Source organism: Nostoc sp. NMS8 (assembly GCF_017115045.1).
Classification (GTDB): domain Bacteria; phylum Cyanobacteriota; class Cyanobacteriia; order Cyanobacteriales; family Nostocaceae; genus Nostoc.
Genome location: NZ_JABXKK010000032.1, coordinates 114378 through 136164, shown reverse-complemented (window position 1 = coordinate 136164; position 21787 = coordinate 114378). Strand labels below are relative to the sequence as shown.

Genomic DNA, 21787 nt, shown 5'->3' with positions numbered 1-21787 from the left:
GCGGCTAATCCCCTAGAATCCTTATGAGGTCTAGTTTCTAACCAACGAATCGCACATATAGTATACGTCTGTCATCTGCTTGAGCGATCGCAGAAACTAGCTTAAAACTGCAAGATAAACCCCAGACATTACGAGAGTGGTTAAAATTGCTATATACAAAAATATAGTGTGGTCAAAAAACCACACTATTTTGACCGATTAATACAGTCAAGCAGTCAATATGACTTAATTTACCCTTGCTTGTGGTTTTCGTCGATTTTGTATTAGCAATCCAATTGCCATACCAATGCCGACAAAGACTGTAAAGTAGAATAAACCAATCAATCGGATATAAATTGGTGGTGCGATCGCTTTAACTTCGACTTCTTGCGCTACCTTCACTGGTGTAAATTGACGGTTAGATCCTGCTATAGGAGTTGCTTCTACCTCGATTGTGTGGGGTGAACCATCAAAAAATTGTTCTTGCCATATTAGCTTACCTTGATCGTCGGGAATACCTTTGTAATCAAAGACTGTTAAATTATGTTCTGTGGCGATCGCTTTTACCTGTAATGCTACATCTATGATTGGTTGTCCGCTTGCGGTATCTTTCACCTGTAACGCTAAATTTGCAAGTTTTCCGACAGTTGCATTTTTATCTCCCTCAAGGTTAATTTCTAATCCCTGAGATTTTTGGGATGATGGTGCGATTACTTCGCTACTACTTGGGTGATGTTCACTGCCATGAGCTTCAGCAACTTCTGCACTAATATTAATAACTAATAGGGTTACTATAGCCACTACAGTCAATGCACTTAATAAAAGCCGGACTGACTGGGGTGCGATTTCTCCTTGTTGTAGTTCTTCTTGTCCGCCAATAACCCAACCACCCAACAATCCAAGTGACAGTAATATAGCTGCGATCGCAACAAAATATTTATATTTGACTGGATTTTCTCGGACATGCAGATTTAAAGTTTGTTCATAAGCAGTAAAACTATTTGCTACCAAAGGTGACACTTTAACTAATAGTTGATAATTACCACGTATGGGTAACATCTGCTGAATTTCTAGCTTACCATCAAGTGCATTAGCATTCATTTGTAACAATTTTGTTCCCTCGACAATGGGAAAATCCGTTGTTAACCAAGGATTACGCGGCGGTGTCAAAATTTGTAAACTAATATTGGCATTTGTTAAAGATTTACCCGCAGCATCAACGGCTTGTAGTGTCAGCTTAACAGGAGATTGCGGTTTTTCTGCCTCTGCTTCAAAGGGCAGAATACGTTCTAAAGGTGGGTTGGTGGAAAGTAGCACTCTGGATGAAGGAGTTTGGGAATTTCCCACAAAAGAATAAAGAATTGACAAAGCGATACAAACAGCGCTGATAACTCCAAAAAGCCGATATTTTTTCATAATAACTTATGGTAAATGTTAACTTTATGTCCTTTCTGTGACTGAAACTTTAATAGCAGTAGATGAAAGTTATTCCAGATTATTATTATAGTTTAAGTGCAATAATTAATCATAAATCAAACATCATCTTAAATTAAGTTAAGGTGATGTAGAGATGGAAAAAAAGCATCTCTACAAAACCTAAAAGTCATTTCCAATCAAAAACACTGGCACAAAATCCGCGCTATGTTACCTAGCAAAGCTTCATGCACCTAAAAAATCTTGAGATTATAATAATTTAGTGACATGCAACGCCTAATGTATGGTGACGTGTTGAGTGTGCTGTGTTATGAACCGCAGGATAGGTAGAGAACAACACAGTCCAGATAACTAAAGAAGATAGCAGCATATAGAGCGTTACCTGCACAGGCTTGGATAAGGTAACACCTGCGGTCTTCTGCAATATTGAAATATGAGAAAAAGTAGTCATTTTTGACATCCTATAATAAATTTGGGTAATCCATCAATCAAAGGGTATGACACCCCTTGATTGGAAAAAGATATACGATCAACTTTGTATTTGACAAGTGTGTATCAAATGTATTGTGTAGTTTGGCTTTAGTGAATACTATACTATTCTTTGAACATCGGCTCATCACGATGCAGAATTTTACACACAAAGTCCATACAAATAACAAAAGAATGACACATGGTTTAGAGTAACGGCATTTTCAATGCTACGAATACGAAGGTAACAGATAAAAATTAAAAATGCTCATATTGCCAAGCATCAAAAATGACTTGAAGAAACGCAATTTATGTTATCTCTAAGCTAATTAAATACGCTAGAGATTAGCGACAGTTTCTTGCTTGCGTCCATATCTTCTAAGGTGCTACTATACACATTGTTTGTATTCTAAGTACTGCTCAAGCAATAAGCATATCAGGAATCGGCATGAAGCAACTAGCTTATTTCCAATATAATTTATACATAATTAAACGTATAAATACTGTTAAAGTTAAGAAAATTTTGCTAGAGTTTTTAGCGAATGATTCTTGCTTGCTCTAAATCTAATAACTTACACTAGCAATTAGGAAGCACTCTAAAATTATTGACAATAATTATTAATTCCTCTAATATTTAAAAGCAATTGCAAATCTTTTGCAATTCTTTTATAGCGCTAACCGTAACTACAATGTCATGCCCAACAACTTCGCTCTGGGTAACGGCAAACCTTGGAGCCGCCGTCAATTATTGCAGCTGGGCCTAGCGGGTGCTGGAGTGACTGGTGCAGCTGGACTTTGGCAGATGCTAAATCTACAAAGTAAGTCAACCGTCAAAGTGCCACCACTCAATATAGAAGCACCAGATGACGTTACTAATCCGATGAAGATGTTGAGGGATTTTGATTATGGGACGGTGAAGCAAGAAAATGGGCGGACTATCCGAGAATTTCAATTAACTGCTGGTACTTCCATCATAAAACTCAATAGTGCTGTCTCTTATAACATCTGGGATTTAAACGGTCGCATACCAGGGCCAACGCTACGGGCAAAACAAGGCGATCGCATCCGGGTACTATTTCTCAATAATGCGGGACATTCTCACTCTTTGCATTTTCATGGCGTTCATCCAGCAGAAATGGATGGTGTTCGCCCAATCAGCAATGGTAATGCCACAATCTACGAATTTGATGCTGAACCTTATGGGGTTCATTTATACCACTGCCATATTGAACCAGTCACCCGCCACATTGCCAAGGGACTGTACGGAATGTTTATCATCGATCCGCCGACTCACCGTCCCCCAGCTGATGAAATCGTATTAGTAATGGGTGGGTATGACGTGAATGATGATAGCCATAACGATTATTACGCCTTCAACGGTCTGCCTCACTATTACATGCATCATCCCATTGGCATTTACAAAGATCAGTTGATTCGGCTGTATGTCCTCAACATCATTGAATACGATCCGGCCGTGACGTTTCATCTCCACGCCAACTTTTTTGATGTCTATCGCTACGGCATGACTATGACTCCTAGCGAGAAAGCGGATGTGATTACGATGGGTGTCGCAGAAAGGCACATCTTAGAATTTGCTTTTCGTTATCCAGGTAAGTATATGTTCCATCCCCATCAGGATGCGATCGCAGAAAACGGTTGCATGGGTCAATTTGAAGTACTTGCCCAGAGTAACTCTCAAAATCCTGCTAAAAAATCCTGACAATATTAGTAGTAATTCGTAATTAATTTATTAAAGTTTTAGATAAATAGTTAATAAAAAATCTCATTATATGAGACAGTAAAATCTATGACAATGTGTCAAACAAACTAGTTTTTAGTAATAGTTTGAAATGTTTCAATTAATACCTTTTTTAGTTGTGCGAGGAGCAAAGATGATAAAAGTTCGTTATATCTGTTTAGCAGCAGCAGCAGCCTTAATAGTTAGCTTGAGTTCCTGTAGTAGTACACCAACCGCAGAAAATCCATCAGCACCCGTTGCTAGCCCTGCCGCTACAGAGGCAGTAAGTAATAACAGTCATAGTGGTCACAGTAGCAAAGAAAAAATTAACATTAACACTGCTATCTTGTCAGAATTAGATAAATTTGAAGCCAAACTAGGTGTTCCGGCTTTATCGAACAAAATTCAGGCAGCTCGTCCTTATGGTAGCCCAGAAGATTTAGTTACTAAAAAAGTAATTACTCAAGAGCAGTTCGACCAAATTAAAGATCAGGTTGGTGTTCAAGAAGTGGTACTCACAGGTGAGGCAAAAGATGTTGACTATATGTCGAAATTAGGCTTAATGAAAGGGCATCTTTTAGTAGCACGAGAACTGCTAGATCAGAATCAGCCGAAACAGGCAGAACCTCATATTGGGCATCCAGTTGAAGAAATTTACGTTGACGTAGAAGAGCAACTTAATGAGCGCAAAGTCAAAGAATTTAAGACAACTTTGGTAAGTTTGCAGGATTTAGTGAAATCTAGTCCGAAGGATAGTAAAGTTAAAACTAATTTTACTTCTTCTGTACAAGCAGTTGATTCCGCGATCGCAGCTTTGCCAGAAGCTCAACGCTCAAAACCAGGATTTACGCTACAGGTAATTAACGAACTACTAGATTCAGCCAACTCAGAATATGGCGCGGCGATCGCAGATGGTAAAATAACTGCGCCAATTGAGTATCAAGACTCCCGTGGTTTTGTCATTTACGCCAATGAATTATACAAAGGAATTTCTAGTCAAGTAGCTCAAGCAGATCCCGAAGCACATAAAGCGATCGATGCTAGTTTTGCTGAACTAATAAAAGTTTGGCCCGCCGCCATCCCACCAGCAAAAGCAGTTAAAACTCCTAATGATGTTACCAAGCTAGTGAAAACCATTGAGGAAAACTCTCAAAAAGTGGTTGACAAATCCAATACCCAAGCACAGCGATAACATTTTAATTTAATGGAAAGTATAGGTTAAGGAGTTTAAAATAGTTAGGAGTTAAGAGTTAGGAGTTACGAATTATGAGTTATGAATCCCAAACTACTAACTCCTAACTTTCAACTCCTCACTTCTAACTCCTAACTAATTACACTCCATTCGTTACTTGAACTAACAACTGATGCAAGAACTTGACTATAAAAAGACCATTGACCTGCTGAACGCCATCATGGAATTTGAACTAGCAGGGGTAGTGCGGTATACACATTATTCTTTGATGGTAACAGGCCCTAACCGCATTCCAATCGTGGCTTTTTTCAAAGCACAGGCAAGTGAGTCTTTACTTCATGCCGAACAAGTGGGAGAAATTCTCACCGGTTTAGATGGGCATCCCTCCCTGAAAATCGCCCCAATGGAAGAAACCTATCAGCATAAAGTCAAGGATATCTTGGAAGAAAGTTTATCCCATGAAAAAAAGGCATTGGAACTGTATAAAAACTTGCTCGAAACTGTCACCAATGCCAGTATTTACTTAGAAGAATTCGCTCGCGGTATGATTGGACAAGAAGAGATGCATAATCTCGAACTGAAAAAGATGTTACGCGATTTTAGCTAATAGTCATTAGTCATTAGTCATTGATCATTAGTCAAAAACAATTCAAAAGACTAAGGACAAAGGACTAATGACTAAGGACAAAAAACAAAGGACAAAAAATGAATTTTAGTACTGCTCTACCCACTTTTGTCATAACACTCCGAGAAGGGGTGGAAGCTGCCCTTGTTGTTGGCATTGTGCTAGCTTTGCTGAAAAAAGCGAAACAATCCCGACTCAACTCTTGGGTATATGCTGGTGTCGGCGTTGGCATTGTCGTCAGTGCCTTAATAGGTGTGCTATTCAGTTGGTTAATTCAAATACTGGGAGCCGCGAATCCTCAATACACCACTGTAGTTGAGCCAGCGCTAGAAGGTGTGTTTAGTGTATTAGCGATCGCAATGCTCAGTTGGATGCTAATCTGGATGACTAAACAAGCCAGATTCATGAAAGCTACAGTTGAGGGAGCAGTAACAGAAGCGCTGACACAAAACTCAAATGCTGGCTGGGGTGTTTTTACCTTAATTTTAATTGCTGTTGTCCGCGAAGGCTTTGAAACTGTTCTATTTGTTGCCGCTAATTTTCAACAGGGATTAATGCCAGCCTTGGGCGCTATTGCTGGTTTAGTAGCGGCATCTGCCATTGGAGTGCTGCTATTTAAATGGGGTGTCAAAATTAACATCCGCCAGTTTTTCCAGGTAATGGGCGTTTTATTAGTGTTGATTGTCGCTGGGTTGGTAGTTTCAGCCTTGAAACACTTTGACGAAGCCGTAGGGAACCTTGCCCTGAGCAGTCGTGCCACAGAAAACCTTTGTTTTTATTACGAACGTTTTACAAAAGTCCACTCCTGTATTTTGGGGCCAATGGTTTCCAATACTTCCACAATCTTGCCTGACGAACAGTTTCCTGGCATTATTCTCAAATCTTTATTTGGCTATAGAGACAATCTCTATCTTGTGCAAGCAGTGGGATATGTGACATTTTTACTCACCATTGGAGGACTGTATTTCCGCAGCCTTGGGGGTGTGTCTCGTGAAGGTAGAAAGAATATCCCCTTTGGTCAAAAACCAATTAGTTCTGCAAAAGATTAAGATTTTTGTTTCATTCCCAGTCTGAGACTGGGAATAGCTTTAGCGATCGCTTATCATCCACTACTGGTTTGAAGATTGAGTTGTGAGACAAACTACGGTAATTTGATAGTTATACCGGATTTTTAACCAAAAATTGCTCACAAATCATTTTTTCAATCCTAAATATGTCAGATATTGCTGATTTCTCGGCTTCTAAGCTTTTGTCGTTATATCGCGCTCGCCAGTTGTCACCAACAGAAGCAACCAAAGCTGCCCTAGAGCGAATTAATACTTACAATATCCAAGTTAATGCATTTGCGATCGTTGATGAAAAAACCGCTCTTGCTGAAGCAGAGGCTTCCGAGGTGCGTTGGCTGAATGGAAATCCCCTTGGCTTGGTGGATGGTATACCCTTTACCGTCAAAGATTTACTCTTAACTAAGGGTTTGCCAACTCGACGAGGCAGTAAAGCGATTACTTCCAATCAACCTTGGCCAGAAGATGCCCCTGCGGTGGCTCGTTTGCGCGAACAAGGAGCAGTACTACTAGGAAAAACCACAACCTCAGAGTTTGGCTGGAAGGGTGTAACCGACAGCCCCCTGACTGGGATTACTCGCAATCCTTGGAATACAGATTTGACTCCTGGAGGTAGTAGTGGTGGGGCAGCTGTTGCTGCTGCATTGGCAATGGGAACACTCCATCTCGGTACAGATGGGGGCGGCTCGTCAAGAGCGCCGGCAGCCTTAACCGGAGTGTTTGGTTTAAAACCCACTTTTGGGCGTGTTGCTGGCTATCCATCAGCCCATACAGGAACTTTGTTTCATATTGGCGTTCTAGTTCGCACTGTCACTGATGCCGCAGTCATGATGAATGTTATTGCCCATCCTGATGTGCGGGATTGGTATGCTTTATCAAATGACAAACAAGACTACACTGTTGATTTAGATAAAGGTGTTGCGGGACTGCGGATTGCTTACAGTCCTAACTTTGGCTACGCTGATGTCGATCCAGAAGTAGCTGCCTTAGTTAAAGCCGCAGTTGATATTTTTGCCAAACTTGGTGCTGTTGTTGAAGAAGTTAACCCTGGTTTTGCAAATCCCCGCAGTATTTTTCAAACCTTCTGGCAAGCTGGTGCAGCAAAGTTAGTGCGCGGCTTTAATCCAGAACAACAAGCTCTCATTGAAGAAGGCTTGCTCTCAATTGCCAAAGAAGGCGATCGCATCACCCTATCAGAATATCTTAGCGCCCAAGATGCTCGTGAAGCATTGGGACGACAAATGCAACGCTTTCATGAAAACTATGATTTACTAATTACTCCCACCTTACCTACAGTTGCTTTTCCAGTTGGACAAAACAGACCCCAATCATCTATTGACAATCCGCAACGCGATTGGGCACCTTTTACCTATCCTTTTAATCTCACACAACAACCTGCTGCGTCTGTACCTTGTGGCTTCACTACAAATGGTTTACCTGTAGGGATACAAATTGTTGCCGCGAAATATAGAGATCTACTGGTACTGCAAGCAGCTAAAGCCTACGAAAGCATTTCTCCTTTCATCATGCCATTAGAATTGAATAGAAATGTTTTGAAGTAATTAAAAAAGGCAGTGAGCAAAATTTTTATATTAAATTCCTTACTACTGCTTTCTCAAACACCCAATCTAGAGTCAAAATTTGTAGATTTAAAAAATCAATTAGAAAAGAAAGGGTTTCAGGTAATCATTGCACTGCCACCAAAGCGAGGAGCTTATGGGTTACTAAGAGAAGCTGACAAAAAAATCTGGATTAATCCCGTAGTGTTTGAGTTACATATTGGGACTCAAACACTAATCCATGAAACTGTTCATGCAGCACAGGTATGTGCCGGAAAAGGAAAAATAAAAACTTTAGGTTTAAAAATTCAACCAAGCAATTACGCTCGACCATTTTTTAGACGCTATACCGATGTTAAACGGCAAGATTTAGAAAGAGAAGCCTATGCAGTGCAAACTCAACCTAATAGTTTTGAATTAGCTGTATCTCTTCTTGAACAACACTGTAAATAACTAGTTTTTAGATGGGAAAGTTGAACTGCCTTGTTATGCAAACAACGCTTGCTTAAGCTGCTGACAAGCCTTTTCAATTGCATCTATACTACCTGGATTCACCAAACCAAAATAATCAAACACATAAACTCGGTTATTTTTAGTTGCTTGTAATTGCTGCCAAAAAGCCTCCTTTTTCAAAGAATCTAAAAGTGCTGCTTCCGAATTTCCTTGTGGAGGATTAACTAAAATTATCACCTCTGGATTTGCTTCTAAAACTTTCTCAGCCGAAAGCGTCACATAGCCGCCAACTGGGCTTTTTCCTTGTAAATCTGCGGCTATATTTTTCGCCTGAAACTTCGCCAGCAAATCCCCTGCCCAACTATTTTTATTTGGCGCTAAAATTGGTTGACGACTAACCAGCGCTAGAGTAGAAGGACTCTGAGTTGGCTTATCTGGCAAAAAAGTTTTATAACGATTTAACAAAGGCTGAGGATCAGCATTAATTAACCCAGCCAGTTTTTTAGTAAGTTCTTCTAGAGATTCCCAGCTATTCACCTTAGTGAGCAAAGTCGTAATTCCTAGCTGCTGAAGTTTTTGGATTGGAATGTTAGAAAAACCTTCAGCACCAATAACTAAATCTGGCTTTAGTGCCACCACTTTCTCTAAATTTGGCGGACTTTGACCTTCACTAACGCGGGGAATATCCTTGAATCTTGAGTCATTCTTAAATAATCTATTCCCAGTAATTCCAACAATTTTTGTTGCTTCGAGTCGAGAGATAATATCAGCAGAAAGGGAAGAAAGAGCAACAACTCTTTTTGCCAAGCCTTTTGATAATTGTTGAGAGTTCGTGTTAGTCGCCTCAGTGCTATTTTCCACTTTGGTTTGTGGTTGCTGAGTATTTGCAGTGGTGCAACCAATTAAAACTATACTCAAGAAAATTGCTAAAGCAGATAAGAGCCAACGACGATGCATATTAAAATTCCTTATATGACTAAGAATAGTATAATAGAATGTTTGTAAAGCCCTCGGCTACACAGACAAAACCTGCCTCCGCAGGTTGAAGACCCTTAATTTTTTCTTACCACGGAGGTGGACTTTGTTTGTGTAGCCGCGATTTCCAATCGCGCAATACTTTTAAAGCATCCTTTAAAATTGATATCGATTAGGCCTGTTGTAACTGCTAAAACAAATGTAGGCCCATCTCAATGTAATTGTTCCAATCCCCAATTCCCAGTCCCCAGTTAAACTTACTTCGTCTCCATCCAATTTTCACCGACACGCGCCTCTACCAGCAATGGCACACTCAACTGTACTGCGTTTTCCATCACCGACTTAATTTGCACTTGTAATTCTTTCCACTCATTAGGGGGAATTTCAAATACTAATTCATCATGAACTTGCAATAACAAACGCGCCTGATAGTTCTTCAAAACCTCATGCAATCTTACCATTGCAATTTTGATAATATCAGCATTGGAACCTTGAATTGGTGCATTAGCCGCAGAGCGTAATAAACCCGCATCAAAAGGGCCTAAATTCTTCAATTTACTCAGATCGATATCTTCAGGATTACTACCTTTTAATTTGCGTAAACTGTTATTAGTAAAATCAAAATAACGACGGCGACCGAAAATAGTTTCTACATAACCAAGAGCGATCGCTTCTTTTTTGACTCGCTCCAAATATCCAAAAACTTTCGGATATCGTTCATTAAACCGCTTAATGAACTCGTTGGCAATGGACTTATCTATCCCAGTTGAGCGCGAAAACCTGAGAGAACCCATTCCATAAATCACGCCAAAATTGATAGTTTTTGCTATTCCTCGTTCTTCTGAGGTGATATTTTCTTTTTCAAACACTAATCGCGCAGTAACAGTATGAACATCTTCATTTTGCTGATATGCTTGCACCAATATCGGCTCTTGACTCAAATGAGCCAAAATTCGCAATTCAATTTGTGAGTAATCAGCAGCCACCATTAACCAACCAGCTTCAGGCAAAAATGCCTTGCGAATTTGGCGGCTAAAAGCTGTACGAATAGGGATATTTTGCAAATTCGGATTAGAAGAAGATAACCGACCCGTTGATGTTGTTGCTTGATTAAAATCAGTATGTACTCGCTGGGTATCTGGACGCACCAATGCAGGTAATGCATCAACATAAGTAGACTTTAATTTAGATAGGGTGCGATACTCAATAATCGCCTCAACAAACCCAGTATTATCATCTTCTTGGAGTCTTTCTAGTGTTGCTGCATCTGTAGAGTAACCCGTTTGAATTTTACGAGAATGTCTAGTACTTAACCCCAATTTTTCAAACAAGATTTGGCTCAACTGCTTAGGAGAACCCAAGTTAAAATTTTCCCCAGCTATTTCAGTTGCTTCCTCTTTTAACCTAGCTAACTCAGTTTCTAAATGCTGCGAAAGTTCTTGTAAATAAGCTGAATTAATCCGAACACCTGTGTATTCCATTTCGGCTAAAACCGCTTCTAGTGGCTGTTCAACTTCCACTAATAGCTTAGACAAAGCTGGAATTTTCTCCAAATCCTCACGCAATTTCGCCACTAAACCAAAGGTAGAATAAGCATCCATACCGCAGTAATCTGCTACGGCTGTAATATCTATATCAGCGATAGTTTTACCTTTAAGAACTAAATCTAAATAACTTTTAGCTATCAATCCCAAATATCGCTGCGATAAATCCATCAAATTATGGCTTGAGTCGGGATTTAGAATGTAACTTGCCAGCATGGGATCAAACACCACTCCCGCCAAGTTAATTCCTTGACACCTGAGAACTAAGCGGTCAAATTTGGCATTCTGTAAAGCTTTGGGATAATCGGCACTTTCAAGAATTGAGCGTAATGCTTCTAACACCAAATCTTTATGCAAATTTTCCCCAGTTTTGTGCCCCACAGGAATATAGGCTACTTCATCTGGTTGCGTTCCCCAACTGCAACCAATTCCTACTAAATCAGCATCTCTTGGTTCTAAAGCGGTAGTTTCAGTATCCCAAGCAACGGGTGTTTCTGGATTAGTGAATTTTTGCAAAAGTTTCACTAACTCAGTTAATTTGGCTTCAGTGTTAATAATGTGTGGTGTAATTGGGGAAGTAGATTGTTGTGGGACTGCTGCCGTATCACTAGCACTGAAAAACCACAAATCATTATCTTCATCAGCGCTGAATTCTAAGTTGGTAGAGTTAGAATTACTTGCGTCTATTTTGGCTTCTTGCTTTTCTTCAATTTTCCCACCAAAACGTTGCTGAAGGTCGTTTATCCTACCTAAAAAAGACTTAAATTCTAATTTTTCTAAAATTGGTGATAAGACGCTTGTATCAAAGCCTTTTAATTTGCAATCTTCTAAATTAAATTCTATAGGAACATCTAAAACTATGGTTGCCAAATAGCGAGACTTTTCGGCATCTTCTTTACCTGCTGCCAGTTTTTTCTGAGTTGCGCCTTTAATTTCATCTAACGCAGCATAAACATTCTCAAGTGAACCATAGGTATTTAGCAGTTGTACTGCTGTTTTTTCTCCAATTCCCTTGACTCCAGGAATATTATCTGATTTATCACCACAAAGAGCTTTGAAATCAATAATTTGTGAAGGCAAAACGCCCATCTTCTCTTTGACTTGTTCTGCTTCAAATTCCGTGATGCTATTTGTAGAGCGCTTTAGGGCATCTGGACTAAAATTTAGAACAGTGATTTCTTTGTCAGAATCGATCAGTTGAAATAAATCGCGATCGCCAGTGAGAATCTTCACCCTATAGCCAGCAGCAGTTACTCGTTGTGATAATGTTCCCAAAACATCATCAGCCTCATAACCAGGGGCAGTGAAAAAGGGTAGATTGAAGCCATTCAGCAACTCATGCAGGTTTTCTAAGTCAGGAATAAAGTCTTCTGGCGTTTCGGGGCGATCGGCTTTATAAGTTTCATCAGCTTCGTGGCGAAAAGTTGCCTCAGCCAAATCAAAAGCGATCGCCATTGCTTGAGGCTGTTGTGTTGCCATTACCTCCAACAGGCACTTCACAAAACCAAAACATATACTCGTAGGAATCCCTGCTTTAGTACGCAGTCCTCCATCTCGCCCTTTGGCGAAAGCAAAGTATGAACGATAAGCCAGCGAGTGCCCATCTACGAGGATGAACGTGGGGCGTGTTGCAGTTGCAGAAGTCAAAGTTTCAGACATAGCCCTATTTTAGCCAGAAGCTTTGTCACATAGTTAGCAATTTCCGATGCTAGTTCAGCTTGGCTTTGGCGATAATAGCGTACTTTATTCAGTACAAATTACTTTATAAATAACTTTGCGTGTAATTTTATATATTAGAATACTAAGTATATGCAGTTTCAGTACGGAAGCCCAGTAGAACCAACTTTTACCAGAGATACTACCCTAATTAAGTACGTAAGTATCAACATAGTAACCAAATCCTCAACTTTTCAGCAGAAATCGGGGATCTATACCCCTGAGCGTTTTATGTTCAATTAGATAGACCTAGCTTACTTCTCAGGAACCACAAACACTAACTTCGTATTTCGACATAAGACTACCACTATCAAAGTCTCTCTTTTTTAATAAAACTTTATATTTACCGATCGTGAACTATACTTTCGGAAAGGACTTGAATATAAAAGCTTTACATAAAGTTACGTGTATTTATCAAGCCTACAAGTAAAGTTTCAGAGTTAGAAAGTAAGTTACTAATCCCGTAATGATTCGTTTTAGAAAAAATCTTTCATCATGAAAACAAAATTATTCAACACTCTTGCGGCTGTGACAACTTTGGCAGGAATAGCTACAACTTCTGGAGTAGCTAATGCAGCCTCTCTCTCGTACACTAGTTCCCTTGATTATAAATTGACAAATATCGTTGATGCACCTTTGAGCATCCAACAATTTAACTCGTCTTTAGGCACTCTCAAGGGTGTAACGATAGGATTTACTGGCGACATACTTGGAAATGCCGGTTTTGAAAACACAGGTGATACTTCAAGTCCGGTGACAGTAAATCTTGCCAGTCAACTCGCCTTAAAATTAAATAATCAGTCTCTATTTGCACTCAATCCACAAAATAGCTTCAGTTACGAAGTTGGTCAATTTGACAACAGCATTGATTTTGGTGGTACATCTGGAAAGACTGTTTCCGGACTAACTGCCACAAAATCTGGTACTCAGTCTTTCACTGATACCCAATTATTGCAGTCTTTCATTGGTAATAGCGACATAGACTTTTTGTTTTCAGCTACAGCCAACTCAGTAGTTTCAGGTTCGGGCAACATAGCAGCTTATGTTCAAACACTTGCCAAAGCAGATATCAAAGTAACTTATGACTATGATGATGTTAAATCAATACCTGAACCCTCTGCCACACTTGGAGTTGGTTTAATTGCTGGGCTTTGTCTGCTGTCACAACGCAAAAAAAGTTGGATCAAAGAGTAAAATTCATAGAATTTCTGGAATAAGCGGTTTTTTACATCCTATCTATCCGTCAGGTTCTCTAATTTAAATTAAAAACCCCGATTTCTTGGATAATGGGGGTTTTTTGTTATGATTAGTATCCAGAATTTTGAGCAATTTTGAACAATATTTAAAAAATACTATAGCAATCTAAAATCTTGTGATTCAGCATCCTTATGTTATAAAAATTAGGTTGAGTAGAGAACCCAATTTTTGTTATGACTCCCCACCGGTCGTTAGACCCTGTTAACCTCTTACTGGAACTTAAAATCTAGGAAATTATGCAGAAAGCATCTGCCACTCATTTAGCATCTACCGATCACCAGGCTGCTGCAAAAGACATTAAACTACTAGTTTTGGATATAGATGGCACGATCGCAGGACACTCTAACACCATCAGTGCAGGTGTAAAGCAAGCTATTGTGGCAGCGCAAGCACGAGGAATTCAAGTGGCGATCGCAACAGGTCGAATGTATCGTTCAGCTTTACGCTTTCACCAAGACATCGGCTCTACCTTACCATTAATGGCCTATCAAGGAGCCTGGATTCAAGATCCAATCACCCAAAAAATTCATCGCCATTGGGTTGTTTCCAGAGAAATCGCCCACCAATTAATCGACTATTTTGAACAGCCTGAGTTGCGATCGCTCCTATCTGTCCACTTCTATATCAACGATCAGCTATACGTCCGTGAGTTAACGAAAGAAACCCAAATTTATGCAGAACGTTCTGGTGTTATTGCAATTCCCGTAGGTGATTTGCGGCAAGCCTTAACGAATGAACCAACAAAAATTCTTGCTTTGTCTGATGACACTGATGTTATCGACAAGCTATTAGGAAATTTACGCCGCCAGTACACACCCGCTGAACTTTACTTAACAACATCTGTAGCTACCTTTTTTGAAGCAACTAACGCTTCTGTAAACAAGGGAACTGCTGTACGTTACCTAGCCGAAGAGTTCTTGGGATTACAGTTAGCCAATGTGATGGCCATTGGCGATAACTTCAATGATGTGGAAATGTTGGAGTATGTTGGACTCGGTGTCGCTATGGGCAACGCACCAGTAGGAGTACAAGCGATCGCACAGTGGGTAGCTCCTAGCGTAGAAGAAGATGGGGTAGCAGTCGCAATTGAAAAGTTTTTGCTGTAGCGGAGGTACTTTTTCAAACCTAACTCATATAAATCAGAAAGGACACCGACGACTGGCCGTGTTTCGTCTCGGTGCCCTAGCTGGTTCGCTCCTCACACTCCTGCTAATGTAGCCGAGGTGGTGCATTGAGTCAATAGCTATATTAAAGTTTTTATTTTTACCTAAGCAACATTACCGATTTATAGCTCCAAGGGCGCAAAAACCCCCAGGTTTTCCTCTAAAACATATCTTAATACTGACTGAGTAGCCATGAGCAATCCGAGTCTGGCTTGAGCTAGCTCTGGCGACGTAATTTTTACCTCACCCCAAATCCGGCAATTAGACCAAAACTTTTCAAAAGCTTGGCTCAAATTCAGGGCGACTTTTTCCCATTTCACAGAACCGCTAACATCAGGGCACTCTATGTTGTCTACTACTTGTATTAATTCGTCAATTAGACGACGCTCATCTGGGTGATTTAGCCGCAATGTTCCGTCACAATTAAGCCAAGGTACAGGGTTAGGAGAGATAACATCCCAAAAAGCTGGGCTAGTACTTGGAACCGGTTCTTTAAGTTTAATCAATCCCTCTCGATGAGCCAGAAGCACTAGCGAACAGCAGCGTGCATGAGCATATTGAACAGCGAATTGGGCATTGGGCATTGGGAAAGAGGAGGCAGGAGGCAGAAGGCAGAAGTTCTTTAATTTTGAATTTTGAATTTTGAATTTTGAATTGATTTCTCCCCCTGCTCCCTGCTCCCTGCTCCCCTGCTCCACTGCTTCCCCCAAACTCCCCTCTACGAGACTTTGTAACCAAGTCGCTAAGGTTGAGTGATTTAATTCAAAATATATCCAACCAGGAGGAACTACTTGGATGCTAAAAACGTCCTCACAAATCCCTGATAAATCAGAAGCGATCGCACTAGCAAGCTCCATCGCTTTTCGATTCTGAGATTTTGATAGTCGCAACGACACACTTGAGGTGTATAAAACTCTATTATCATCTCTACCTTTATGTAGAGGAATTTTTTCGTTTTCTATGCATTCATTTTTTGCTATGTAAGTATCAATGCTTATTGATTTTATTAAATAACTATACAATAACCGCTTGATTGACGTATATTTACTAACTGGTAATCTATGATGCACGTAATATTATTTAAATAGTCATGTAAGCTATATTTATTACATCTCTGTCATCTGTCTTGCGATATAAATTTCATTTAGATGAAGAAAAATGAGAAGAGGATAAAATTTAATGAATAATCGATGAATAGTAAGTAAACTTTACTACCATCATTGTACAGTAGGAAGTATAACAAAAGAGTAGAGAGTAATTTGCTTTCTATTCTTTGGATTGGCTGGCGCTGTTAGGCGTTAAGCCTGCCTCGTCAACAACAAAGACACTCCTTGCACCCTTTTATTTATGTCTTTGTCTTCAGCCGAACGCTCTTTGTTACCTATGCAATCTCCATCCTCCTTTTCTGAGGCATCACGGCCTTTTCTGACTTGGCAACGCATTCTTGACTGGGCTCAAGAACACTATCGCTGCCGCACCTTTAGCAAAGATGAGCGCATTCCAGCCCGGCCTGGATTGCTGTATTTGGTGCAAAGGGGTGCGATCCGCATGGTAGGAACCGCACAAGTTAGTGCGACTGCTAGTCAGCTAACGTCTCGACGAATTAACAGAACCCCAGAAGAAGCGTTCTTGGGTTTTGTGGGAGCGGGACAGCCATTTGAAATTGTTGCTCAATCACCGTTCACACTCCAGGCTTACGCCCATGTTGATCAAACTGCGGTGCTGTGGATGTACTGGCACGATTTAGACAATTGGCCTCACTTCCGGCGCGAAGTTATGGATGCCTTTAGGTATCAGCACCAGCGTAAGCTGCTGTGGTTGAGTGCCTTGGGACAACGCCGCACAATTGACCGACTCTTAGGATTTCTCACATTGTTAATTGAGGAATATGGAGAACCAGCAATGAGCGACACTGATCCTGATGTGATTCGCGGTTATTGTCTGCCCTTCCCCCTCACCCATGCCCAAATTGGTAGCGCGATTGGTTCCACTCGTGTTACCGTCACCCGCTTGATGGGTAAGCTGCGTCAACGTGGCTTAATCCTGACTCAAGGCGATAACCTCATTTGCTTGCCAGCAGAATCGATTAATAGAGCTGGTTAAAGCACAGTTCAGAGCGGCGATTTCCGCCACTCTGTCTGAGTGCGATGGGCTACGCCCCGCCGGAGACGATCGCAAGAGTCAGCGAATTTTGACAAACCCAGCTTGGCTAATCAATTCCTGTCCCTGCTCAGTCAGCAGCAAGTTGGCGTAAGCGACACCTGCTTGCTGCTCAGTCTGATTATTCTGTTTAACCACCACAAACAGATTGCGGGTAATCGGGTATTTTCCTGATTGGAAAGCATCAGTGTTCAATTTGTTCCGTTTCCCAGGACATTCAGACGGGAGGACAGAAGGTTCTTGGTATGGAGCAATGTATTGTCCTTGCGTCCGCCCCAACGGCAAGGCTTTGATTGAACATTGAGGAATCACCTCTGGGGCAGAAGCGTAGTAGATACTGGCAGGACTACCAGCCAATTTTTGCAAGGCTTGGGTGGTTGTGGAGATAAATTCCACATTTGGGCTGAAAGCTTGACCACCCAAGATGTCTTGGACAAAAAGCTCAACCGTACCGCCATCAGCAATGCGGCGGGAATAGGGCTTAATCGGGATATTGGGGCCGCCCACCTGGCTCCAATTATTAATTTTGCCTGTGTAAATTGACTTTAACTGGTCTACCGTTAGTCCTGGGATATTCAAGTTGGGATTAACTGCGACCGCTAAACCATCAATTGCCACAGGAATTTGTTTTAAACTGAATCCACGCTGTTGGGCACGGCTTAATTCCTGATCTAGAACTGGTCGGGAGGACTGGGCAAAGGCTAGTTGACCGTCTATTAGGGACTGAATGCCAGTACCAGAACCAGGGGAAGCATTGCTGGGTTCCACGTAGCGCAGCCGTAACTCTGGCCGCGCAGCTTGAATTGCTGGGTCAACTACTAGTCGAATTGGTGCCCAAGATGTACTACCTCCGTAATTAAACAATCCTGTAGGAACATCTTTTACTAAAGAGAAAGTCCCGCCGCTAGGTTTTCCTGATGTGGCTTGGGGCGTATTAGTGCTAACTGGATTAACTGTATTTAGCTCCAGACCAGACTTTCTGCTAAACCACCAAAAACCTCCAGCTACTAACCCAACTGTAATCAGAATTGATAATACAAGAATAGGTATTTCATTTTTTTGGGACATAGTAAATTACTCCCGCGTCCATTCAATATAAGTGCTTGATACGTACTTGCTACTTGAGATTGTATTTGGAGGACGGGTATTTTGTTGGAAAATTCTGATAAATCCTAACTTCTGACTACTTACTTTAGACACTTCCAAGAAATAAATGATCCATCTTGTGGGATGTGTGTCCCTACCTATCCCAGATTTAGAGACCACAAAATCCGCACCCCATAATAAAATTTGGGATGTTTTCTATTTGGAAGTCCCTTAGAAGCCAAGGTATGAGAAATTTCACCTAGATTATTCGTCTCTTCTCTCAAGGAACACTAAAATTTTTCCCATAAATTTCAATTTCCCATGTTGAGAGTTTCTCTAGGTTAAGTATTGGTTAATTTTTTATTTTTTATTGCTGATTAACGCACTGGTTCAAAGTCATAACCAGTGCGAGAGCGAGAACCAGGAACAATTTTTACAAGTTGGACTGGCGCATTGCGATCGCCTGATGGTAAAAATCGAATTGTACCAGAAGCGCCGTTGGCAGAAAAATCAGAGGAAGCCAATGCTTCTTGGACTCCAGATCGTGTAGGATTACGTTCTAATGACTTAATTAGAGCAATAGTAGCATCATAACTAAGGGCGCTTCGCCAACTCACATCAGCACCCCATAGCTGCCGCGATTTCTGAGGAAAATCTGACTTAGGATCGCTATCAATATGCCAGGGAACTGCCACCACCATTCCCGCCGCTTGCTCTCTGCCAATTTCTAAAGTTTTAGCGGTGTAAACATCATCTCCCGCCAGCAGAGTTAATTTTTTCTGATTAATCTGAATTACTTGCAGCGCTTTATCCAGAGTTTCAGTGTTAGCAGCTAACATCAACACTTCTGTACCTTGTTTAGTTGCTTGTTCTACACTTTTAGCCGCACTAAAATCAGCCTTGGATAAGTCAAATTCGCTGGATACTTGTCCACCCTCTAAAGAAACAGATGAGACAAACTCTGACTTTAAAGACTGGCTATAGTTACTCTGAGAATTAAAGAAAATCACTGCATTTTTTTTCTGCAAAGTTTTCACCATATAGTTAGCTAAACTTCTCGCAGCCATAAAATCACTGGGAACTGTGCGAAAAATGTAGCGGCTAAAGTTAGAAATTTTGACAGATGTGCTGGTAGGAGAAATTGCTACAAGTTGTCCAGAATTATAGATAGTACCTGCGGCTAAGGTAGAATCGCTAGTATTCGGCCCAACTACACCTAATACTTCGGAATTGCTGACTAGGTTGGAAGCGATTTGCTTGGCTATTTCTGGATTGTCGTCGTCGTTAGCTATTCCTACTCTCAACCGTACTCCCTTGATTCCCCCAGAGGTATTAATTTCATTTTGGGCTTGGGCGATGCCACGTAAAATTTCTAAAGAAGCATTGGGGTCAGTGCCTAATGGTACAGAAGCCACAATGGTATAGCTCCTGGAAGAACCGATGCGGGCATTGTTAAGAAAAATTAAGGCTTCTGGATCGTTACGGTTGAGTTTTAGGGCAGCTGTGAAATTGGCGATCGCCTGATCATAACTTTTAGCAGCGATCGCTTGTAATCCTTGTTTTTTCACTGGAGAAATCTCACCTGGAGTCAAGGATTTTTCCCCAAAACTAATGCGGTCTTGTAAAGATGTATTGTTACCTGGTTCTTGATTTGGAATGGCGGTATTACTAATTTTGACCCCAGAGTTGTTAGTAAACAACCAAAAACCACCGCCAACTATGCCAATTGTCAGCAGCAAACTCAAGGCTAAAATTTTGATTTCATTCTTTTGTGACATGAACAAGTTTGAATAAAGTAAAAATGTTTATTATTTGTAGAACTTACGGATTCAGTTGAAGATTCAGACCCACCCATCCGTGAAATTTTAGAATAAGGTGCCTTTGGTCAATCAGCTAAAATACTCAAAAAGCTCTTAATGATAATTGTGTGCGCGGGAGAAAGAAAATCAAGATTTAGGGATAGTCAAAGCCCTGCGAAAACCAGTCTCAATGCTGGATTTATCCCCTTTTCCTGCACCCTCGCAGATATTAGTGCAATTACCTTAACCTCTCACGGATGCCTACTGCGTCCCTATTTGAAAAAAGTTTCGGACGTTTGGACAATCTGATCGATCAGTTGATGTTGCCGCACAGCATCTCTGAAATTACTCGCTTCTGATGTCCCGTTTTTTCTGTCGCGTGCATACGCGGCGTAGAGATAGGCCACATCTAGCACGCTTGCGTCCAGGTGGGAGTTCGCAAGCGATTGGTATTCAGCGGGCACCGGAAGCGGGGATAGGGACGACCCATCGCCGTTCACTCCTTCGATGGAGTTGTCCTCCTTATTTTCAAAGGCACGCGGGTTCGTAACTTTTAGAACCCCTTCAGTTCCTGTAATGTCGATCTGGAGACCAGTGCGATGTCGTTGACCACCTTCGAGTTGAACTGAAAACAGCCCTCCATCTTCCAGGGTGCCAATTACCATCACCTCGTTAGGATTCGTTGTGGGAATTTTTTCTCCCGTCTCCTCAACTGTAAAGAAAGGAAACTGATTCTCTACAACTGCGGTCAGCTTTTTCGGGAAGCCAACGGATTGGAAAAGCATGTCCATAAAGTGACCACCGTAAATGGAAAGGACGTGCGAAAAATTGGAAGCGTGGAAAGCCCACTCGTATCTTCCGGGCATGGTAGGCATGAAAGCGTCCACGCTAACAGTCATGCGGGCAGATCGAATTTTACCCACGTACCCCTGCTTTACCAAATCTCGGGTATAGCGGGCACTCGCCCCGAGACGGCGCTGGAGGCCGACGATATGCCTAACACCTTTTGCTTCGGCCAAGGACAGAAGTTCTTCCGATTCGGAGGTCTTGGTCGTGAGTGGCCACTCACTGTAGACATCTTTTCCTGCCGCAATCGCAGCTTTGGCATACCGGGCATGTTCAGGGGCTGGCGCTAAGATCACAACAATATCTACATCAGGGTGGTTAATGAGCGCCTGCTCGTCACCGAAAGCATGCAAAATGTTAAACTTTGCCGCGTACTCTTCGGCGGTTTCTTTCTTGCGGCTCGATACCGCAATTATCTCAAAGTCCTCTAGGTATTGTAGTGCGGGGATGTGCCCGTATTTTGCCCAGCCACCCACGCCGATAATACCTACTCGAATCTTTTCGTTGCTCATAATTTTTCCTTAAAACATTCCTCTGATTAAAATCGTATAACTCGGCAGGAAACAGATAGCGCAGGGTTAGCGAGTCCGCGTTCGCTCTTGGCGTCTCGTAGAGAGCGCCGGGCAGTTTTACTCGTGCCTCCTGCCCTCAGCAAGAACTGCCTTCCTCGATAAAAAACAAACTACTCAAGACACAGAGAACACGGAGTAAATAAGAGTTTTTGCATAA

At 41.4% G+C, this 21787-nt stretch carries 17 protein-coding genes; 9 read left to right on the top strand and 8 right to left on the bottom strand.

The features are described 5' to 3' along the window. Positions 1-225: 225 nt before the first annotated feature. Both HWQ39_RS04285 and HWQ39_RS04280 read right to left on the bottom strand, forming a co-directional pair. A complete protein-coding gene (locus HWQ39_RS04285; RefSeq protein ID WP_292841933.1) occupies positions 226-1395 on the bottom strand; it encodes a hypothetical protein in 1170 nt (389 codons plus the stop codon). A 277-nt stretch (positions 1396-1672) separates the two neighbouring features. Next, complete coding sequence (locus HWQ39_RS04280) at positions 1673-1864, bottom strand: CbtB domain-containing protein (RefSeq protein ID WP_292841931.1); 192 nt, start codon at positions 1862-1864, stop codon at positions 1673-1675. A 711-nt stretch (positions 1865-2575) separates the two neighbouring features. Here HWQ39_RS04280 and HWQ39_RS04275 point away from each other — a divergent pair. The 6 genes from HWQ39_RS04275 (at position 2576) to HWQ39_RS04250 (ending at position 8512) form a co-directional block, all read left to right on the top strand. Next, positions 2576-3601 carry a multicopper oxidase domain-containing protein gene (locus HWQ39_RS04275; RefSeq protein WP_292841929.1) on the top strand — a complete coding sequence of 342 codons (1026 nt, stop codon included), beginning with the start codon at positions 2576-2578 and terminating at the stop codon, positions 3599-3601. Positions 3602-3773: 172 nt separating this feature from the next. Next, positions 3774-4811, top strand: a complete 1038-nt coding sequence (locus HWQ39_RS04270; RefSeq protein ID WP_292841927.1) for a helix-hairpin-helix domain-containing protein — start codon at positions 3774-3776, stop codon at positions 4809-4811. 172 nt (positions 4812-4983) lie between these two features. Next, positions 4984-5418 (top strand): ferritin-like domain-containing protein, encoded by a 435-nt coding sequence (locus HWQ39_RS04265; protein ID WP_292841925.1) that lies wholly within the window; start codon positions 4984-4986, stop codon positions 5416-5418. Positions 5419-5516: 98 nt separating this feature from the next. Then, positions 5517-6485, top strand: a complete 969-nt coding sequence (locus tag HWQ39_RS04260) for an FTR1 family protein (RefSeq protein ID WP_292841923.1) — start codon at positions 5517-5519, stop codon at positions 6483-6485. A gap of 164 nt (positions 6486-6649) precedes the next feature. Beyond that, positions 6650-8062, top strand: a complete 1413-nt coding sequence (locus HWQ39_RS04255) for an amidase (RefSeq protein ID WP_292841921.1) — start codon at positions 6650-6652, stop codon at positions 8060-8062. Positions 8063-8074: 12 nt separating this feature from the next. Next, a complete protein-coding gene (locus tag HWQ39_RS04250) occupies positions 8075-8512 on the top strand; it encodes a hypothetical protein (RefSeq protein ID WP_292841919.1) in 438 nt (145 codons plus the stop codon). Positions 8513-8545: 33 nt separating this feature from the next. Here HWQ39_RS04250 and HWQ39_RS04245 read toward each other — a convergent pair whose 3' ends face one another. After that, on the bottom strand, positions 8546-9469 hold the full coding sequence (locus HWQ39_RS04245; RefSeq protein WP_292841917.1) for an ABC transporter substrate-binding protein: 924 nt from the start codon (positions 9467-9469) through the stop codon (positions 8546-8548). Between the two features lie 275 nt (positions 9470-9744). After that, entirely contained in the window at positions 9745-12690 is a 2946-nt protein-coding gene (gene polA / locus HWQ39_RS04240) for a DNA polymerase I (RefSeq protein ID WP_292841915.1), read from the bottom strand. Between the two features lie 552 nt (positions 12691-13242). Here polA and HWQ39_RS04235 point away from each other — a divergent pair. Then, on the top strand, positions 13243-13941 hold the full coding sequence (locus tag HWQ39_RS04235) for a PEP-CTERM sorting domain-containing protein (RefSeq protein WP_292841913.1): 699 nt from the start codon (positions 13243-13245) through the stop codon (positions 13939-13941). Positions 13942-14240: 299 nt separating this feature from the next. Next, positions 14241-15110 (top strand): Cof-type HAD-IIB family hydrolase, encoded by an 870-nt coding sequence (locus tag HWQ39_RS04230; RefSeq protein ID WP_292841912.1) that lies wholly within the window; start codon positions 14241-14243, stop codon positions 15108-15110. 179 nt (positions 15111-15289) lie between these two features. Here the strand turns inward: HWQ39_RS04230 and HWQ39_RS04225 are convergent, their stop codons facing one another. Next, a complete protein-coding gene (locus tag HWQ39_RS04225; protein WP_366932220.1) occupies positions 15290-16024 on the bottom strand; it encodes a DALR anticodon-binding domain-containing protein in 735 nt (244 codons plus the stop codon). A gap of 526 nt (positions 16025-16550) precedes the next feature. On the opposite strand from HWQ39_RS04225, the gene HWQ39_RS04220 reads away from it, so the two are divergent. Next, positions 16551-17270, top strand: coding sequence for a Crp/Fnr family transcriptional regulator (locus HWQ39_RS04220; RefSeq protein ID WP_012412419.1), 720 nt, complete (start codon positions 16551-16553; stop codon positions 17268-17270). Positions 17271-17348: 78 nt separating this feature from the next. Here the strand turns inward: HWQ39_RS04220 and HWQ39_RS04215 are convergent, their stop codons facing one another. From HWQ39_RS04215 to HWQ39_RS04205, 3 genes are all read right to left on the bottom strand, one after another. Beyond that, positions 17349-18395: a PstS family phosphate ABC transporter substrate-binding protein gene (locus tag HWQ39_RS04215; RefSeq protein ID WP_292841908.1), complete on the bottom strand. Its 1047-nt coding sequence runs from the start codon at positions 18393-18395 to the stop codon at positions 17349-17351. A 395-nt stretch (positions 18396-18790) separates the two neighbouring features. Continuing rightward, positions 18791-20191, bottom strand: a complete 1401-nt coding sequence (locus HWQ39_RS04210) for an ABC transporter substrate-binding protein (protein WP_292841906.1) — start codon at positions 20189-20191, stop codon at positions 18791-18793. A gap of 293 nt (positions 20192-20484) precedes the next feature. Beyond that, a complete protein-coding gene (locus HWQ39_RS04205) occupies positions 20485-21570 on the bottom strand; it encodes a Gfo/Idh/MocA family oxidoreductase (protein ID WP_292841904.1) in 1086 nt (361 codons plus the stop codon). Between the last annotated feature and the right edge of the window lie 217 nt (positions 21571-21787).

Excerpts from the sequence above, each read along its gene's own strand:
- HWQ39_RS04205 (WP_292841904.1), bottom strand. The coding sequence starts at position 21,570 with ATGAGCAACGAAAAGATTCGAGTAGGTATTATCGGCGTGGGTGGCTGG.
- HWQ39_RS04210 (WP_292841906.1), bottom strand. The coding sequence starts at position 20,191 with ATGTCACAAAAGAATGAAATCAAAATTTTAGCCTTGAGTTTGCTGCTG.
- HWQ39_RS04215 (WP_292841908.1), bottom strand. The coding sequence starts at position 18,395 with ATGTCCCAAAAAAATGAAATACCTATTCTTGTATTATCAATTCTGATT.
- HWQ39_RS04255 (WP_292841921.1), top strand. The coding sequence starts at position 6,650 with ATGTCAGATATTGCTGATTTCTCGGCTTCTAAGCTTTTGTCGTTATAT.
- HWQ39_RS04260 (WP_292841923.1), top strand. The coding sequence starts at position 5,517 with ATGAATTTTAGTACTGCTCTACCCACTTTTGTCATAACACTCCGAGAA.
- HWQ39_RS04270 (WP_292841927.1), top strand. The coding sequence starts at position 3,774 with ATGATAAAAGTTCGTTATATCTGTTTAGCAGCAGCAGCAGCCTTAATA.
- HWQ39_RS04235 (WP_292841913.1), top strand. The coding sequence starts at position 13,243 with ATGAAAACAAAATTATTCAACACTCTTGCGGCTGTGACAACTTTGGCA.
- HWQ39_RS04220 (WP_012412419.1), top strand. The coding sequence starts at position 16,551 with ATGCAATCTCCATCCTCCTTTTCTGAGGCATCACGGCCTTTTCTGACT.
- HWQ39_RS04265 (WP_292841925.1), top strand. The coding sequence starts at position 4,984 with ATGCAAGAACTTGACTATAAAAAGACCATTGACCTGCTGAACGCCATC.
- polA (WP_292841915.1), bottom strand. The coding sequence starts at position 12,690 with ATGTCTGAAACTTTGACTTCTGCAACTGCAACACGCCCCACGTTCATC.
- HWQ39_RS04225 (WP_366932220.1), bottom strand. The coding sequence starts at position 16,024 with ATGGAGCTTGCTAGTGCGATCGCTTCTGATTTATCAGGGATTTGTGAG.
- HWQ39_RS04230 (WP_292841912.1), top strand. The coding sequence starts at position 14,241 with ATGCAGAAAGCATCTGCCACTCATTTAGCATCTACCGATCACCAGGCT.
- HWQ39_RS04280 (WP_292841931.1), bottom strand. The coding sequence starts at position 1,864 with ATGACTACTTTTTCTCATATTTCAATATTGCAGAAGACCGCAGGTGTT.
- HWQ39_RS04245 (WP_292841917.1), bottom strand. The coding sequence starts at position 9,469 with ATGCATCGTCGTTGGCTCTTATCTGCTTTAGCAATTTTCTTGAGTATA.
- HWQ39_RS04285 (WP_292841933.1), bottom strand. The coding sequence starts at position 1,395 with ATGAAAAAATATCGGCTTTTTGGAGTTATCAGCGCTGTTTGTATCGCT.
- HWQ39_RS04275 (WP_292841929.1), top strand. The coding sequence starts at position 2,576 with ATGCCCAACAACTTCGCTCTGGGTAACGGCAAACCTTGGAGCCGCCGT.